Here is a 14,764-nt window from a genome sequence, read left to right on the forward strand (position 1 = left end):
TCAGGGGCGGGCGCCCGGGGCGGTCCGCGGGGGCACGGGCCGGTAGTCGGCTCGGTTGAGGCGGGCCGTGCGGCGGCGGTAGTCCGCGGTCTGGCCCGGCCAGTTGTTGGTGACCCGCCCACTGCTGTGGCGGTACCAGCTCGTGCACGTCGACCAGACCGACCGCCGCAACCGCCGCTGTACGTCCTGGTCGAAGGCTTCGGCGACCTCGGCGCGCACCTCCAGGAAGCGCGTCCTGCCCCGGGTGAGTTCGCGTACCGCGGCGGTGATGTACCGGATCTGACTCTCGATCATGTAGATGGCCGAGCCGGCGCCGATGTTGGTGTTGGGGCCGTAGATCATGAACATGTTCGGGAAGCCCGGGACGGCCATGCCCAGGTAGGCCCGTGCGCCATCGCGCCACACCTCGGACAGCTCCCGCCCGCCGCGACCGCGCACCCGCAGGGAGGCCAGGAACTCGGTGGCCGCGAAGCCGGTCGCGTAGATGATCGTGTCGACCGGATGCCGGACGCCGTCCGCGGTACGCACCGCGCTGTCGGTTATCTCGGTGATCGGCTCGGTGACGAGGCTGACGTCGGGACGGTTCAGGGCCGGGTAGTACGTGCTGGAGATGCCCACCCGCTTGCAGCCCAGCTCGCTGCGTGGCGTCAGCTTCTCGCGCAGTTCGGGGTCGTCGAGCTGCGTGCGCAGCTGCATCTGCGAGCCGCGCTCGGTCAGCCGGGCGGTCGGCCACCGGCGGGTCAGCCCGGAGACCAGGGCCTCGTTGAAGAGCCACCAGCCGAGCCTGGCCAGCTTCTGGGGCAGGGGCGGCAGCCGGCGGGACCACCGGGAGGGCGGCCGGTAGACCCGGTCCCATTTGGGGACCACATACGGCGCCGAGCGCTGGAAGACGGTCAGGTGCCCGGTCAGCGGCGCGATCTCCGGGACGATCTGCAAGGCGCTCGACCCGGTGCCGATCACGGCCACCCATCGGCCCGTCAGGTCGTGGTCGTGGGACCACCGTGCGGAGTGGACCGTGTGCCCGGTGAACCGGTCCGCGCCCGGTATCCGCGGTATCCGCGGATTGCTCAACTGCCCACAGGCCGGCACCAGTACCTCGGCCTCGATGGTCTCCCCCGCACCGGTGCGCAGCCGCCACAGCGCGGAACCCTCGTCGAACTCGGCCGACTCGACCTCGGTGTTCACCCGCAGGTGCGAGCGCAGTCCGTACTTGTCCGCGCAGTCGTGCAGATAGCGCAGGATCTCCGCCTGGGAGGCGTACCGGCGACCCCAGTCGCGGCGGGGTTCGAAGGAGTAGCAGTACAGGTGCGAGGGGATGTCGCAGGCCGCGCCGGGATAGGTGTTGTCGCGCCAGACCCCGCCGATGTCCGCGGCCCGCTCCACGATCACGAAGTCGTGGTGTCCTGCCCGCTTCAGCGCGATGGCGAGACCGATACCGCCGAAGCCGGCGCCGACGATCGCGACACGGGGGCGGGGCCCGCCGCGCCCGGCCCGCTGGTGCGCGCTCACTGCCCGGCCTCCGCGGGCGCGGGCGGGATGTTGTGGTTGAAGCGCAGCAGGTTCTCCGGGTCGTACTGCGCCTTGACGCGTGCCAGCCGCCGCAGCCGCGCGTCGTCCCAGAACCCCGTCACCCGGTCGGTCCCGGGCTCCTCGCTGAGCAGGTTGAGGTAGGACGCGCCCGACCCGAAGGCACGCAGCGCGGCTCCCGACTCCTTCACCCAGGCCCGGCACCGGTCGTTCTCGGCGGGGTCGTGCCACTGCCCGACGATGTGGATCAGCCAGCTCTCCTCGCGGTGGGAGAACGCCGTGGCGTCCGGTTCGATCCGGGTGGGCTGAGCATCGAAGGGGATGACCTGCATGACCGTCTCCGGCGACGGGAGATCGCTGCCGATGCGGGCCACCGTCTCGATCTCCGCGCTGCCGAAGCGGGGCAGGAACTCGCTGGTCCAGTACTGCTGATGGCCGCGTGGATTGGCCGGGTCCAGCATGGACTGCACGGTCACCAGCGGCATCGGCTCGACGACGTCGATCAGCGGGGTGCCGAACTCCCGGATCGGCCGGATCACGTCCCAGCCGTCGTCGAGGGGCCCCGAGTAGCGCAGGAAGAAGCCGACGACGGGCCGCCCCCGGTGCTCCTCGGGGAAGAACCCCAGGGCGGGAACGCGCAGGAAGACGACGTCGGTGCTCAGTTCGTCGGGCGTCGAGCTGATGGTGTCCCGGAGGAAGCGCAGGACCTCGACGGCCTGCTCCACCGGGTAGGCCACCATGCCGGCCAGCATCATCGGCCCGACGGGATGCGCCCGGTACTCGAAGGAGGTGACGACGCCGAAGTTCCCGCCTCCGCCGCGCAGCGCCCAGAACAGCTCCGGGTTCTGTTCGGCGCTCGCGGTCACCACCTCGCCGTCCAGGGTGACCATCTCCGCGGACAGCAGGTTGTCGCAGGTCAGCCCGTACTTGCGTTGCAGCATGCCCATGCCGCCGTTGAGGGTGAGGCCCGCGATGCCGGTCTCGGAGACCTGCCCCGACGGCACGGCCAGGCCGTGCACCTGGGTCTCCCGGTCGACATCGGCCAGCGTCGCCCCCGCCTGTACGCGTGCCGTGCCCCGCTCCGGGTCGACGTGGACGCCCCGCATGAGCGACAGGTCGATGACGATGCCGTCGTCACAGGTGCCGTGCCCGGCGATGCTGTGTCCGCCACCGCGTACGGCGATGGGGAGCCGCTGCTCCCGGGCGAAGGCGATCGCGGCGATGACATCGGCCGCGCCGCGGCAGCGCGCGATCACCGCGGGACGGCGGTCGATCATGGCGTTGAAAACGGCGCGCGCCGCGTCGTACGGGGAGTCGGCAGGGGTGATCACTTCGCCGAGGAGCGCGGCGCGAAGCTCCTCGACGGCCGCGGAATGCAGGGGGTTCATGGATGTTCCTCCAGGGAGCGCGGGGAGAGCGTGCACGCGTGTCAGTGGTGGGCTGCTGCGGCTTCGGCCCGACGGCGTGCCATGAACTCCTCGAACTTGTCGTGGAGTTCATCGGTGGCACGCATGAGGCGGCCACTTCGCGGGTTGACGAGAGAGTGCACGGAGTGGGCTTCCGCGAGGAGCCTGCTGCCGTTCGTCCGGTAGATCTCGTAGTGGCACTCCAGGTGCCTGCGGGGTGTGATGGCCCACGTCCTGATGGTCAGATCGTCCAGGTACTTGGCCGGCTCGTGATAGCGGGCGCGGAAGTTCGTCGTGGTGATCTGGTAGTTCCAGAAGTCGACGCCGACGGCCAGTGCGAAGGCCTCACGGCCCAGATCGAACCACGGCACGAAACTTGCGTAATACGCATGTCCTTGCACGTCACACTCGCCCCACCGGACGCGCGTCGTGGTGTCGACGTGATTCCAGCCTTCGAGATTCTGTACGGATTCAACCCAACGCGGCATGGCGGCTCGTTTCTCGTGAAAGGTTCTACGAGTGCTGCCCGGAGGCATTTATACGGCTCGACCATAGGAACGCCGTAAAGGCCCGTCAATCATTCCTGACGCGCATCTTTCACCGCGCCTCGGATGCCCCGGCATCTTTCTCGGAACTTACAGAAATCCTGGCCGAAACGGGTCTTCGGTTGACATGGATTTCTCGACGCGCCTAGCGTTCCGGTGAACGAAGGAGCAGGGCGACTTGGGCCCACTCGCATTCGGCGCGAATTATTTCTTCGTGTTTGGCGCACTTCATTTCGCAATTCTCGGATCGTCAGCGAATCGGCGGTGTTGGTCGATGGACATTACGGAATACCTCCGCTGCTCGGTGCCGGCGGCGGTGCACTCGGCCGGGGTCGACCTGGTGGACCTGCGCCGCTGGGACCTGGCCGTGGCCCGCACCAGGAGAGCTGTGCTGCGACGCGCCTTCAGCGCCTCGGAACGCGCGGCGGCCATGTGCGCGGCGGATGGCGAACTGACCCCGGCACGGATCCTGGGGCACACCTTCGGCATCAAGGAGAGCGTGGTGAAGGCCCTGGGAGGACTGCCGCCCGGCTCCGCCTACGCCGATATCGAGGTCGGCACCGGGCCACCGGAACAGGACGGCGGCGGCCGGCCAGTACACCTCCGCGGTGAACTCGCCCGCTGGGCCGCCCGGCACGGCGTCACGCTGACCGGCGGCACCCGTGAACTCGCGGACGACATGGCCGTGGCCTGGGTCGTGGCCGCTCCCACCGGGACCCCGGCAGGCCCCCGATGAACGGCCCCACGGCCTTCGTCTTCCCCGGCCAGGGCAGCCAGTTCCCCGGCATGGGGCGGGAGTTGGCGCGCTTCGGCCCCGCCGCCCGCGATCTCGTCGCCCGGGCCGAGGACGTCACGGGCCTTCCCGTCGGCTCCCTCATGACCGAGGCCGATGCGGACACCCTCGCCGACCCGGAGTACGCCCAGGTCCTGGTGTTCGTCTGGTCCCTCGCGGCGCTGCACCGGCTGCGCGACAAGGGCCTGGCCCCCTCGGCCGTCGCCGGGCACAGCCTCGGCGAGTACACCGCGCTCACCGCCTGCGGCAGCCTCGACCCGGACACCGCGCTCCTGCTGGTCTCCTGCCGCGGACGGGCCATGAGCACGGCCGCCCGGCAGACCGCCGGCACCATGGCCGCGATCGTCGGACTGCCACCGGACACCGTGCGCCGCCTGTGCCAGGAGGCCTGCGACGACACCGGCTTCGCCGTCGTCGCCAACCTCAACTCGCCCCGGCAGACCGTGGTGTCCGGCACCGTCACCGCGGTCCAGCGCGTGGTCGACGCCGCCCGCGACGCCGGGGCGCTGCGCGCCCGCCGCCTGCCCGTCGGCGGCGCCTACCACTCGCCCCTGATGGCCGGAGCACCACTGGAACTGATGGGCAAGCTCGCCGAGGCACGCCTGGCCCCGCCCCGCGTCCCCCTGGTGTCCAGCGCGACCGGACACCTGGTGAGCGACATCGAGGAGTACCGCGAGGTGCTGTTCGCGCAGATCCTGCGCCCGGTGCGCTGGCAGGAAGCGGTGCACACGCTCCTGGGGCTCGGCGTACGCACCTTCGTCGAGGCCGGGCCCGGGCGGGTGCTGTCCGGACTGGGGCGGGAGATGGCCCGCGAGGCCCGGCATCTGAGCGTCCTCGAAGCGCTCGGCGCCACACCCCCGCCCACGGCGGTACCGGCCTCGCCCGCGGGGCCGCCCACCGCACAGGACCACCTCACCTCGAAGGCAAGGAAAAGCACGTGAGCGATCTCAACGGGCGCATCGCGCTGGTCACCGGGGCCACCAAGGGCATCGGGCTCGCGGTCGCCACCGACCTGGCCCGCGCGGGAGCCACCGTCCTGCTCAACCACCGCCGGAACCCCGAACAGGCCGAGGAGGCCCTGCGGACCGTGCGGCAGATCCAGCCGGACGCCGCGCTGGTGCAGGGCGACATCTCCCAATCCGCGGACGTGGAGCGCATGTTCCGCCACATCCGCGCCGAGTACGGCGGCATCGACGCGCTGGTGCACAACGCCGGCATCACCCGGGACGGCTACGCCGTGATGATGGGCGACGCCAAGTGGCAAGAGGTGATCGACACCAACCTCACCGGAGCGTTCCTGTGCATGCGCGCGGCCGGCCGGATGATGGCCGCGCGACGCCGGGGCTCCATCGTCACCATCGGGTCCACCAGCGCCTTCAACCCGCCCGCCGGCCAGGCCAACTACGCGGCGGCCAAAGCGGGCGTACTGGCCATGGTCAAAGCCCTCGCCAAGGAACTCGGCGGCTACGGCGTCCGCGTCAACGCCGTCGTCCCCGGCTTCGTCGACACCGCCATGACCCAGAAGATGCCGCCCGCACAACTGGCGGAGAACCTCAAGCGCGTCCCGCTCGGCCGCATCGGCCGGACCGAGGAAGTCGGCTCGGCCGTGCGCTTCCTGCTCGGCGACGACGCGTCGTACATCACCGGCACTTCCCTCGTCGTCGACGGCGGACTCATCAGCTGAACCGCCCGAGCATCCCCCGACCCCACCCATCCCAAGCAAGGAGCCCCTCATGACGATGACCCTCGAAGAGGCCACCCACCGCGCCGGAGCGCGCCAGGAACTGGCCGAAGGCGTCAAGTGCCTTCTGGTGGAACGGCTCTCACTGGACGTCGACCCCACGACGATCGGCGACGACCAGCCGCTCTTCGGCCGCGGCCTGGAACTGGACTCCATCGACACCCTGGAACTGGCGATGGCCGTCGAGGACACCTACGGCGTCACGATCACCGACGACGACACGCACAGCCTGCTCTCACTCAACCGGCTCGTGGACCACATCGAGGCGGCCCGGACATGACGCACCACCAGTCACCCCCGCGGACGGCCGTGCTGAGCGCCGACGACATCGCCCGTCTGCTCCCGCACCGCCACCCGTTCTTCCTCCTCGACCGGGTCACCGCGCTCAACCCCGGCGTGAGCGCCGAGGCGATCAAGAACGTCACGGCGTCCGACGCCGTACTGGCAGGGCACTTCCCCGGCCGCATGCTCTACCCCGGCGTGCTGCTCGTCGAATGTGTCGCCCAGCTCGCAGCGGTGATCTACGGCAGCGCCGGCGCGCTGCGTACGACCGGCGAGATCGTCGGGGACGTGGCGGACCGCGTCGGCTACCTCGCGGAGATCCGCCAGGCGAAGTTCCTCAAACCGGTGCTCCCCGGCGACCAGGTGGTCTTCCGGGCCCAGAGCGGCCCCCGCATCGGCGGACTCATCTCGGTGACCGGACAGGCCTCGGTCGGCCGCGAACAGGTGATGACCGTACGGCTCGCCGTCACCGAGCGCGAGGACGCGTAGTAGGCCGCGCCTGACCCACCCCCCTCTTTTTCCTCTCGTCTGCCCAAGGAGTGCCCCATGAAGACCAGCTACACCCACACGACCGAGGAGTACACGGCGCTGCGCGAGGCGTGCGGACTCATCGACTACGCAGGCATGGGCCTGGTGCGGGTCTCGGGCCCCGCCGCCGCCGAGTACCTCGGCCGGGCCGCCACCCGCGGCGTCGACTTCCTCCTGGAGGGACAGAGCACCGCGGCCCTCCTGCTGCGCGAGAACGGCACCGTCATCGCCGAGGTGCTCATCCACTGCCACGCCGCGCACTACCTGGTGGAGATCTGGCCGTCCCAGGCCGCGGAGGCGACCGCCCACCTGATCGACGCCGCGCTGGCCCACGAGGACGTGACCGTCCAGGACGTCAGCGCGGAGTACACCGTCCTCGCGCTGGAGGGCCCCGCCTCCTTCAAGACCGCACAGCGGTACCTGCCGTTCCCCGTCGCGTCCATGGCCTACCGCAGCTTCGCCACCGCCGAGTGGGGCGAAGGCCAGGGGCTTGCCATCTCACGGACCGGGGTGACCGGCGAGTACGGGTACAAGTTCTACGCCCCCGCCGCCGAGGGGGCGCGTCTGCGGGCCGAGCTGCTGGCCGACGGCGCCGTCGAATGCGGCAAGGACGCACTCGACGTGTGCCGCATGGAGGTCCGGTTCGCCAGCCTGGAACACGAGAGCGCGGGCCACGAGGTCACCCCCTTCGACCTGGGCCTCCAGTGGATGGTCGACCCCGGCCGGGAGGCGGCGGGCCCGACCGCCGAGCGTGAGGGCGCGCTCCGCTCCCCGGTGTGCTGGATCGCGGACGAGTCACTGACCGCCAGCCCGGAGCAGGGCACCGCCATCGCGGTGCGGGACGCCGAGGTGGGCGTCGTCACCCACGCCGTCCGCTCGCCCAAGCTCGGCCGGATCATCGGCACCGGCCGCGTGGACGCCGCGGTGGCCGCCTCCGGCCAGGACTTCCAGCTCGCCGGGACCGGTACGGCGATCCGGACGGTGTCCGCCCCGTTCCTGACCGCCACCAGCCTCGACGTACCGCTGGATTGACATCCCGCGTGGCACAAAGTGCGGCGGCGTGCGCACAAAGTGCGCCGCCGCACCCCGGCTGTAAGGAGAAGACATGAGTTCCACCAAGGGCTTTCAAGAGGGCGTCGCCATCACCGGCATAGGCCTCAGCTGCGCGCTGGGCAACGGCGTCCAACAGGTGTGGCGGGGCATCCGCGAAGGACGCAGCGGCATCGACAAGACCGAACGTATCGACGTATCGACACTGAGCTGCCAGTACTCCGGCGAGGTGCCGTCGGTGCCCGCGACCGGGCAGCGGCTGCGCGGCCGGCTCGACCGTGCGACGACGCTGGCCCTCAACGCCGCCGAAGAGGCCATCGAGGGAGCCGGGCTGAGCCTGACGGAACACGACGCCTACCGCATGGGCGTCGCCGTGGGCACCTCGGTCGGCGGCCTGGAACGCGGTGAGGAGTTCCACTGGGACCTGCTGCGCGACGGGCCGGGGGCGCCACGCCGCGACCGGCTGTTCCACTACCCCCTCTACACGTCCGCGGACGCCCTGAGCATCGCCTTCCAGCTCAAGGGGCCCAAGGTGGTGATCTCCAACGCCTGCGCGGCCGGTTCCAACTCGATCGGGTTCGCGGCGGACGCCATCCGGGACGGCCGGGCCGACATCATGATCGCCGGCGGCGTCGATGTCCTGGACATCCTCTCGCTCGCCGGGTTCGACAGCCTCAACGCCCTCGATCCGGCCCCCTGCGCCCCCTACTCCCGCAGCACCGGCCTCAACATCGGTGAGGGCGCGGCGATCCTGGTGCTGGAATCGGAGTCGTCCGCCCGGCGGCGCGGCGCCTCGATCCTCGCCCACCTCCTGGGCTACGCCCTCACCAGCGACGCCTACCACGCCACCGCGCCGGACCCGGCGGGCAACGGAGCGGTCCGTGCCATGCGAAGGGGCCTCGCCCAGGCACAGCTGACCGCCGCCGACGTCGACTACGTCAACGGGCACGGCACGGGCACGCCGACCAACGACAGCGCCGAGACGAAGGCCGTCACCTCCCTGTTCGAAGGCATCTCACCGGCACCGGTGAGCAGCACCAAGTCGCAGGTCGGCCACATGCTCGGCGCGGCCGGCGCCCTGGAGGCGGCGGCATGCGTCCTGGCGCTGCGGGACGGCGTGCTGCCGCCCACGGTGAACGTCGAGGAGGGCTTCGACGCGCCCCGCGACATCGTCGCCAACCACGCGCGTGAGAAGGAGCTGGACGTCGTCGTCTCCAACTCCTTCGCGTTCGGCGGCAACAACTGCTCCCTCGTCCTGGGACGCCACCCGGCCCCGCCCACGCCCCGGCCGGACCGGCGTGTCGTCATCACGGGCGCCGGACCCGTCTCCTCGGTCGGCAGCGGACGGGAGGCCTTCCTCGCCGCGCTCAGGGAGGGACGGTCCGGCATCGGCCCGGCCCGCCTGTCCGACCTCGCGCTCTCCCGCAGCGGACAGGCCGCCGAGATCGACATCGCCGACTGCCGCCGCCACGTCGACCGCGCGTACGCCCGGCGGCTCGACCAGATCGGCCTGCTGACCCTCGCCGCCTGCCGACTGGCCCTGGACGACGCGGGCCTGCGGATCGGGAGGTCCGACGCCGAACGCGTCGGCATGGTCTTCGGTACGTTCAACGGGCCCGTGGAGACGGTGGAACAGCTCAGCAAGACCATCGGCACGGACGGCCCGCACCGGGTCAACCCCCGCCTGTTCCCCAACTCCGTGATGAACGCGGCGGCCGGACACGCCTGTCTGGCACTCCGGATCCGGGGCCCGCTCTCCACCCTCGCCACCGGCTGCGTGTCCGGTCTGAGCGGGCTGGGTTACGCCGCGGACCTGATCCGGCGCGGCGAGGCCGACGCGATGCTCGCCGTGAGCGCGGACGAGCTGACCCCACTGGTGCACTACGGCTTCGACCGGCTCGGCCTGCTCTCGTCGGACACCTGCCGCCCCTACAGCAGCACCCCCAGCGGGACCGTCCTCGGAGCCGGCAGCACCGCCCTGGTCGTGGAGTCCCTGGAGCACGCCCTGGCCCGCGGCGCCACGGTACTGGCCGAGGTACGGGGACACGCGACCACCTCGGACGGCTACCGCATCGCGGGCAACGACCCCTCCGGCCGGGCCTGGGCGGAGAGCTTCACCCGCGCGCTGGACGACGCGGGAATGACCCCGGCCGACATCGGCACCGTCTACGGCGACGCGCGCGGAACCGCCGTGCTCGACCGGGCCGAGACCCGCGCGGTCGCCCAGGTGTGGCAGCCCGGCGCGGTGGGGCTGAGCAACCTCACCGGATACGTCGGCCATGTGCACAGCACCACTTCCCTGATGTCGGCGGTCTGCGCCACCGAGACACTGCGCACCGGGTGGAGCCCGCCCGTCGCGGGACTCACGGAGCCGCTCGCCGGGATCGAGGGATACCTGCGACCGCGCACCGAAACGGAGCGAACCGACCATGCCGCCGCTCGCTCCTGTCTGCTCACCGCGGCCAACTGGGGTGGCACGTACGCCTCACTCGTACTGAGCCCGTGGGAGGCCGAGCCGGGGAGGACGCCGTGAGGCGCCACGCCCCCTTGGTCCTGCACCTCGCCACTCCCCAGCAGACGCCGCCGGCCGGCGACCCCCGCTGGGGCACCTGGCTCACCGACGCGGAACTCGCCTACGCACGCGGCCTCCTGCGGGCCGAGGAACACCTGTCCGCCCGGAAGCTGGCCAAAGAGGCCGGTGCGGAAGTCCTGGGGTGGCGGTGCGAGCCACCCTGGCAGGACATGGAGGTGCGGCGGCACCCGGGGACCGCACCCGCCCTCCACCTCGGCGAGACCCTCTCCCGCACGTCCCTGGCACCGGGCACTGCCGCGCCGGGCATCTCACTGACGCACGCCCGCGGTTACGCGGCCGCGCTCGCCTGGCTGCCTCATAGCGGGGGAGCGACGTGAGGGCCGGCCGGCCCGGCGGCCAGGTGGCGGTGGTCACCGGCGCTGTCGGCGGGATCGGCCGGGCCGTGACCGCCCTGCTCATGGAGCAGGGCGCGGGGGTCGTGGTGACCGACCTGGACGGCGAGGCGTGCCGGGCCGCCGCGGCCGAACTGAACCGCGGCCCGTACCGCGGCCGGTCCTTCGGCCACCCACTGGATGTCACCGACCCCGACGCCTGGGAGCAAGTGACCCGCTACGCCCGCCGCCGCTTCGGCCACCTCGACGTCCTGGTCAACAACGCGGGCACGTTGGCGATCGACGGCGTGGAACACCTCGGCGCACACGACTGGGAGCGCGTGGTGGACACCTGCCAACGCGGCACCTGGCTCGGCATGCGGGCGGTCACGCCGTGCCTGCGCTCGGCGGGCGGCGGAGCGGTCGTCAACATCGCGTCGGTCTACGGCATGGTGGGCTCGGGCGCTTCCTTCGCCTACCACGCGGCCAAGGGCGCCGTCCGCGCCATGACGGTCGCCGCCGCCGTCGAACTCGCCCCCGCGGGCATCCGGGTCAACACGGTCTGTCCGGGCATGGTCGAGACCTCGATGACCACCACCGTCCCTCAGCAGTTCGTCGACGACGTGGTCGCGGCGACACCGTTGCGCCGCCGGGCGCACCCCCGCGAAGTCGCCGCCGCCGTCGCCTTCCTGGCATCCGACGCGGCCTCCTTCATCACCGGGGCCGAACTCGTCGTCGACGGCGGCTACACCGCCCGCTGACCAACGCCGGCCCGGCTCACGAGCCTTCCGCCTGCCCCGAAACAAGGAAGGAGAGGTGATGGCCATGCACGCCCGGCCCAGGTGTTCGTGGACTGTCCTCGGTGCGATCTGCACCGGCTTCTTCATGATCGTGCTCGACACCACGATCGTGCATGTCGCTGTCCCCGCGATGCTGGAGGACCTGGACGCCGGTCTGGACCGGATCCTGTGGATCGTCAACGCGTACGTGCTCACCTACGCGGTCCTCATGATCACCGCGGGACGGCTCGGTGAGCGCTTCGGCCCCCGGCCGGTCTATCTGACCGGGCTGCTGCTGTTCACCCTCGCTTCCGGCCTGTGCGCCCTGGCCGACAGCGTGGGTGAACTCATCGCCCTGCGCGCCCTCCAAGGGGTGGGCGCGGCCCTGCTGACCCCGCAGACCGGTGTCTTCGTCACCGTGCTGTTCCCCCCGGGGCGGCGGGGTGCCGCATTCGGCGTACTGACCAGTGTCATCGGGCTGTCCATCGTGGCCGGGCCGCTGCTCGGCGGCTTCCTGGTGACCTGCGCCGGATGGCAGTGGATCTTCCTCGTCAACGTGCCGGTGGGGCTCGCCGCGTTCGTGGCGGCGGTCAGACTGCTGCCCCGCCTGGCGCCGGTCCGGCGGCAAGGCTGGGACCCGGTCGGTCTCGTCCTGGTGACGGCAGGTCTCACCGCCTTCACCTTCGGCCTGCTGGAGAGCGACCACGCCGGGTCTGCGAGCATCGCTGGCCTGGTCCCCGCCCCGTGGGTGTTCGCCTCGGGGCTCGTGCTCCTGGCGGTCTTCGTCGTGCAGCAACGCCGCACCAAGGGCCGGCCCTTGCTGCCCCGCGCGCTGTTCGCCCACCGGAACTTCGGTCTTGCCAACCTCATCGGCGCGGGCATCCACTTCGCCGTGATCGGCAGCGCGTTGCCGGTCACCCTGTTCCTCCAGGGCGTACTGGACTGCTCGCCCTGGGAGGCCGGGCTCGTCACCGCGCCCACGCCCCTGGCCGCGGTCGCCGTCGCCCAGGCGGTCGGCCGTCTCGTCGACCGGTTCGGCGGAAAGCCCCTGCTGCTGGCCGGGCTGCTGACGTACGCGAGCGGTCTCGCGCTGATCGCGGTGGACGCCCGGCCCGGCATGAACCCCTGGGGTCTGCTGCCCGGGCTGCTCGTCGCGGACATCGGTATCGGCTGCGTGCTGGCGCCGGTGACCCATATCGGCATGGCCCCGGTGAACAGCTCGCTGGCCGGTGCCGCTTCCGGCGTACTGAACACCACCCGGCAGGTCGGCGGGGTGCTCGGCAGCGTGGCGGTCGGGACCCTGCTGCAATATCGACTGGCCGCCAACGTCCACGAACGGCGCCTCACCGCTGCGGACTCGCTGCCGCGGGCGGCGCGGCGGGCGTTCGTGTCCGACCCGGACGGTGAGGTCCCCGGATTCCTCGATCCGCGCGGTGTGGATCTGTTCCTCCGCCTGGGGGTCCAGGCGCAGAAGCAGGGCTTCGTCGACGCGATGCGGGAAACGGCGCTCCTGCCGATCGGTGTGCTCCTCCTCGGCGCCGCGTGCTGCCTGGTCCTCAGGGGCGGCACCCGGCGCACCGGCGTGGACGGTGGATGGAAGACGTCATGAACGGACGTACGCCACCCAGCGCGGCCCAACCACCCTCTCCACCCCACGAGTTCACCGTCCTGCGCGGGCAGCCGACCGACGAGGAACTGGCGGCGGTGGTGTCGGCGCTCCTGACGGTCTCCCGCAGCCGCGCGGTCCGCGGTCGTGGCGACGGCGGGAACACGGACAGGGGCGCGGTGGTGCGCCGCCGGCCGTGGACGTGGTCGGGTTACCGCGCTCCTGGCTCGTGGCAGCGCTGACCGCTCATCAATGAGCGGTGCCGCCCCTGCCTGCGTAATGCGGGCTGCCTAAATACATTTGCCGGGGCCTTTCTCTTTCCTTACACACGGCCTTGCTATTCAGGAATTACGCCTCATACGCTGCGCTCGCTCGTCAAATGCCGACCGTATAAACGCGTCGGCCTGAGAGAAGGAGTCGGCGATGACCGAAACTCTTGGAACTGCCCGGAGCAGAAAGCGGCCAGCGGTGATCACGGAAAATTCGCCTCGGTCGCAACTCGCGTCCCTCACCGGAATGCGGTTCTTCGCCGCGGCGCTGGTGGTCTGCACTCATTTCGGGCTCTACGTGCGCGGAAACCCCGACTTCTGGCGAAACTCGGGCCAGATCGGGGTCTCGTTCTTCTTCATCCTGAGCGGATTCGTGCTGACCTGGTCGGCACGCCCGGACCGGAGCGCCCGCGACTTCTGGCGTCGTCGCCTGTGCAAGGTCTTCCCGAACCACCTGGTGACGGCTGTCATCCACTTCGCGCTGCTGTGCCTGGTCGGCGTGCAGCTCACCCAGTGGCAGCTCCTGCCCACGGCGCTGCTGGTGCAGTCGTGGATCCCCGGCTTCGATCTGACCACCGCGGTTTCCCCGGTGAGCTGGTCGCTGTCGTGCGAGCTGTTCTTCTACGCCGCGTTCCCGTTCCTGCTGCGGTGCGTCGTCCGTATCCGCGACGGGCGGCTGTGGTGGTGGGCGGCGGCGATGGTCGCGATGATCGTCTGCGTGCCGGTCGTCGCGACGTACCTGGTCCCGGACGGCAACCCCATGACGCCGCTGCTGCCCTACATGAACAACGACGCCTGGTTCGTCTACTTCTTCCCCGTCACCCGCGCCCTGGAGTTCCTCCTCGGGATGCTGGTCGCGCGCCTCGTCATGCAGGGGAGGTGGCTGCCCGTGGGCAGGATTCCGGCGATGCTCGCGCTGGCGCTCGGCTTCTGGATGTCGATGGGCGCGGGGCTGTACTCGTTCGTCGCGGTCACCGTGGTCCCCCTGGCGCTGGTCATCGGTTCGACCGCGGTCGCTGACGCCGCAGAGTGCCGGTCCCTTCTCGGCTCCCGGCCGATGGTGTGGCTGGGCGAGGTGTCCTTCGCGCTCTACCTGGTGCACAAGCCGGTCATCGACTTCAGTGCCAGGGGGCTGGGCATTCCGCGCTTCAGCGGCATGGATCTGACCGCCCAAATCGGCTTCTTCACCTTCATATTCGGGGTGTCGGTGCTGGTGGCCTGGACGCTGTACCGGATGGTCGAACGGCCGGCGATGCGGCGCTGGAGCCGGGCGAGGAGCCAACCGCAGCCTTCTGATTGACGAGAACGCAAGGGTGAAATACGCGGCTCCGGCC

Annotated in this window: 15 protein-coding genes; 12 read left to right on the top strand and 3 right to left on the bottom strand. The window is 70.9% G+C overall.

Annotation, left to right across the window (positions count from 1 at the left end):
• Genes IG54_RS0101355 through IG54_RS0101365 form a run of 3 tightly spaced genes read right to left on the bottom strand, consistent with a single transcriptional unit; the run spans position 1 to position 3,469 of the window.
• Positions 1 to 1,509: a flavin-containing monooxygenase gene (locus IG54_RS0101355; RefSeq protein ID WP_051819177.1), complete on the bottom strand. Its 1,509-nt coding sequence runs from the start codon at positions 1,507 to 1,509 to the stop codon at positions 1 to 3.
• Entirely contained in the window at positions 1,506 to 2,915 is a 1,410-nt protein-coding gene (locus IG54_RS0101360) for an FAD-binding oxidoreductase (protein ID WP_030776084.1), read from the bottom strand. Before IG54_RS0101360 ends, IG54_RS0101355 begins: the two co-directional genes overlap by 4 nt.
• Positions 2,916 to 2,956: 41 nt before the next feature.
• On the bottom strand, positions 2,957 to 3,469 hold the full coding sequence (locus tag IG54_RS0101365) for an acyl-CoA thioesterase (protein ID WP_078593580.1): 513 nt from the start codon (positions 3,467 to 3,469) through the stop codon (positions 2,957 to 2,959).
• Positions 3,470 to 3,752: 283 nt separating this feature from the next.
• Between IG54_RS0101365 and IG54_RS0101370 the strand changes: the two genes are divergently transcribed.
• The 12 genes from IG54_RS0101370 (at position 3,753) to IG54_RS0101420 (ending at position 14,730) form a co-directional block, all read left to right on the top strand.
• Positions 3,753 to 4,214: a 4'-phosphopantetheinyl transferase superfamily protein gene (locus IG54_RS0101370; RefSeq protein ID WP_078593581.1), complete on the top strand. Its 462-nt coding sequence runs from the start codon at positions 3,753 to 3,755 to the stop codon at positions 4,212 to 4,214.
• On the top strand, positions 4,211 to 5,212 hold the full coding sequence (locus IG54_RS0101375; protein WP_063756171.1) for an ACP S-malonyltransferase: 1,002 nt from the start codon (positions 4,211 to 4,213) through the stop codon (positions 5,210 to 5,212). The genes IG54_RS0101370 and IG54_RS0101375 overlap by 4 nt, the downstream gene beginning before the upstream one ends.
• Positions 5,209 to 5,955: an SDR family NAD(P)-dependent oxidoreductase gene (locus IG54_RS0101380; RefSeq protein WP_030776096.1), complete on the top strand. Its 747-nt coding sequence runs from the start codon at positions 5,209 to 5,211 to the stop codon at positions 5,953 to 5,955. Before IG54_RS0101375 ends, IG54_RS0101380 begins: the two co-directional genes overlap by 4 nt.
• Positions 5,956 to 6,004: 49 nt before the next feature.
• Positions 6,005 to 6,292, top strand: a complete 288-nt coding sequence (locus tag IG54_RS0101385; protein ID WP_030776099.1) for a phosphopantetheine-binding protein — start codon at positions 6,005 to 6,007, stop codon at positions 6,290 to 6,292.
• Positions 6,289 to 6,783 (top strand): 3-hydroxyacyl-ACP dehydratase FabZ, encoded by a 495-nt coding sequence (gene fabZ / locus IG54_RS0101390; protein WP_030776102.1) that lies wholly within the window; start codon positions 6,289 to 6,291, stop codon positions 6,781 to 6,783. Before IG54_RS0101385 ends, fabZ begins: the two co-directional genes overlap by 4 nt.
• Before the next feature lie 57 nt (positions 6,784 to 6,840).
• Complete coding sequence (locus tag IG54_RS0101395; protein ID WP_030776105.1) at positions 6,841 to 7,854, top strand: glycine cleavage T C-terminal barrel domain-containing protein; 1,014 nt, start codon at positions 6,841 to 6,843, stop codon at positions 7,852 to 7,854.
• 73 nt (positions 7,855 to 7,927) lie between these two features.
• Entirely contained in the window at positions 7,928 to 10,405 is a 2,478-nt protein-coding gene (locus IG54_RS0101400; RefSeq protein ID WP_030776108.1) for a beta-ketoacyl-[acyl-carrier-protein] synthase family protein, read from the top strand.
• Positions 10,402 to 10,782: a hypothetical protein gene (locus tag IG54_RS37530; protein ID WP_158708770.1), complete on the top strand. Its 381-nt coding sequence runs from the start codon at positions 10,402 to 10,404 to the stop codon at positions 10,780 to 10,782. Before IG54_RS0101400 ends, IG54_RS37530 begins: the two co-directional genes overlap by 4 nt.
• The gene (locus IG54_RS0101410) at positions 10,779 to 11,537 is read left to right on the top strand and encodes an SDR family NAD(P)-dependent oxidoreductase (protein WP_030776113.1); all 759 of its coding nucleotides are present in this window, start codon (positions 10,779 to 10,781) and stop codon (positions 11,535 to 11,537) included. Before IG54_RS37530 ends, IG54_RS0101410 begins: the two co-directional genes overlap by 4 nt.
• A 58-nt stretch (positions 11,538 to 11,595) precedes the next feature.
• Positions 11,596 to 13,164: an MFS transporter gene (locus IG54_RS37535; protein WP_051819178.1), complete on the top strand. Its 1,569-nt coding sequence runs from the start codon at positions 11,596 to 11,598 to the stop codon at positions 13,162 to 13,164.
• Positions 13,161 to 13,403: an acyl-CoA carboxylase subunit epsilon gene (locus tag IG54_RS39835; protein ID WP_106976917.1), complete on the top strand. Its 243-nt coding sequence runs from the start codon at positions 13,161 to 13,163 to the stop codon at positions 13,401 to 13,403. Before IG54_RS37535 ends, IG54_RS39835 begins: the two co-directional genes overlap by 4 nt.
• A 181-nt stretch (positions 13,404 to 13,584) precedes the next feature.
• The gene (locus tag IG54_RS0101420) at positions 13,585 to 14,730 is read left to right on the top strand and encodes an acyltransferase family protein (RefSeq protein ID WP_234335915.1); all 1,146 of its coding nucleotides are present in this window, start codon (positions 13,585 to 13,587) and stop codon (positions 14,728 to 14,730) included.
• The last annotated feature ends 34 nt before the right edge of the window (positions 14,731 to 14,764 follow it).

This window comes from Streptomyces sp. NRRL S-920 (assembly GCF_000717945.1).
Classification (GTDB): Bacteria; Actinomycetota; Actinomycetes; order Streptomycetales; family Streptomycetaceae; genus Streptomyces; species Streptomyces alboniger.

Bases quoted from the DNA above. Each gene is read 5' to 3' on its own strand.
- IG54_RS0101360 (WP_030776084.1), bottom strand. From the start codon at position 2,915: ATGAACCCCCTGCATTCCGCGGCCGTCGAGGAGCTTCGCGCCGCGCTC.
- IG54_RS0101365 (WP_078593580.1), bottom strand. From the start codon at position 3,469: ATGCCTCCGGGCAGCACTCGTAGAACCTTTCACGAGAAACGAGCCGCC.
- IG54_RS0101370 (WP_078593581.1), top strand. From the start codon at position 3,753: ATGGACATTACGGAATACCTCCGCTGCTCGGTGCCGGCGGCGGTGCAC.
- IG54_RS0101375 (WP_063756171.1), top strand. From the start codon at position 4,211: ATGAACGGCCCCACGGCCTTCGTCTTCCCCGGCCAGGGCAGCCAGTTC.
- IG54_RS0101385 (WP_030776099.1), top strand. From the start codon at position 6,005: ATGACGATGACCCTCGAAGAGGCCACCCACCGCGCCGGAGCGCGCCAG.
- fabZ (WP_030776102.1), top strand. From the start codon at position 6,289: ATGACGCACCACCAGTCACCCCCGCGGACGGCCGTGCTGAGCGCCGAC.
- IG54_RS0101395 (WP_030776105.1), top strand. From the start codon at position 6,841: ATGAAGACCAGCTACACCCACACGACCGAGGAGTACACGGCGCTGCGC.
- IG54_RS0101400 (WP_030776108.1), top strand. From the start codon at position 7,928: ATGAGTTCCACCAAGGGCTTTCAAGAGGGCGTCGCCATCACCGGCATA.
- IG54_RS37535 (WP_051819178.1), top strand. From the start codon at position 11,596: ATGGCCATGCACGCCCGGCCCAGGTGTTCGTGGACTGTCCTCGGTGCG.
- IG54_RS39835 (WP_106976917.1), top strand. From the start codon at position 13,161: ATGAACGGACGTACGCCACCCAGCGCGGCCCAACCACCCTCTCCACCC.
- IG54_RS0101420 (WP_234335915.1), top strand. From the start codon at position 13,585: ATGACCGAAACTCTTGGAACTGCCCGGAGCAGAAAGCGGCCAGCGGTG.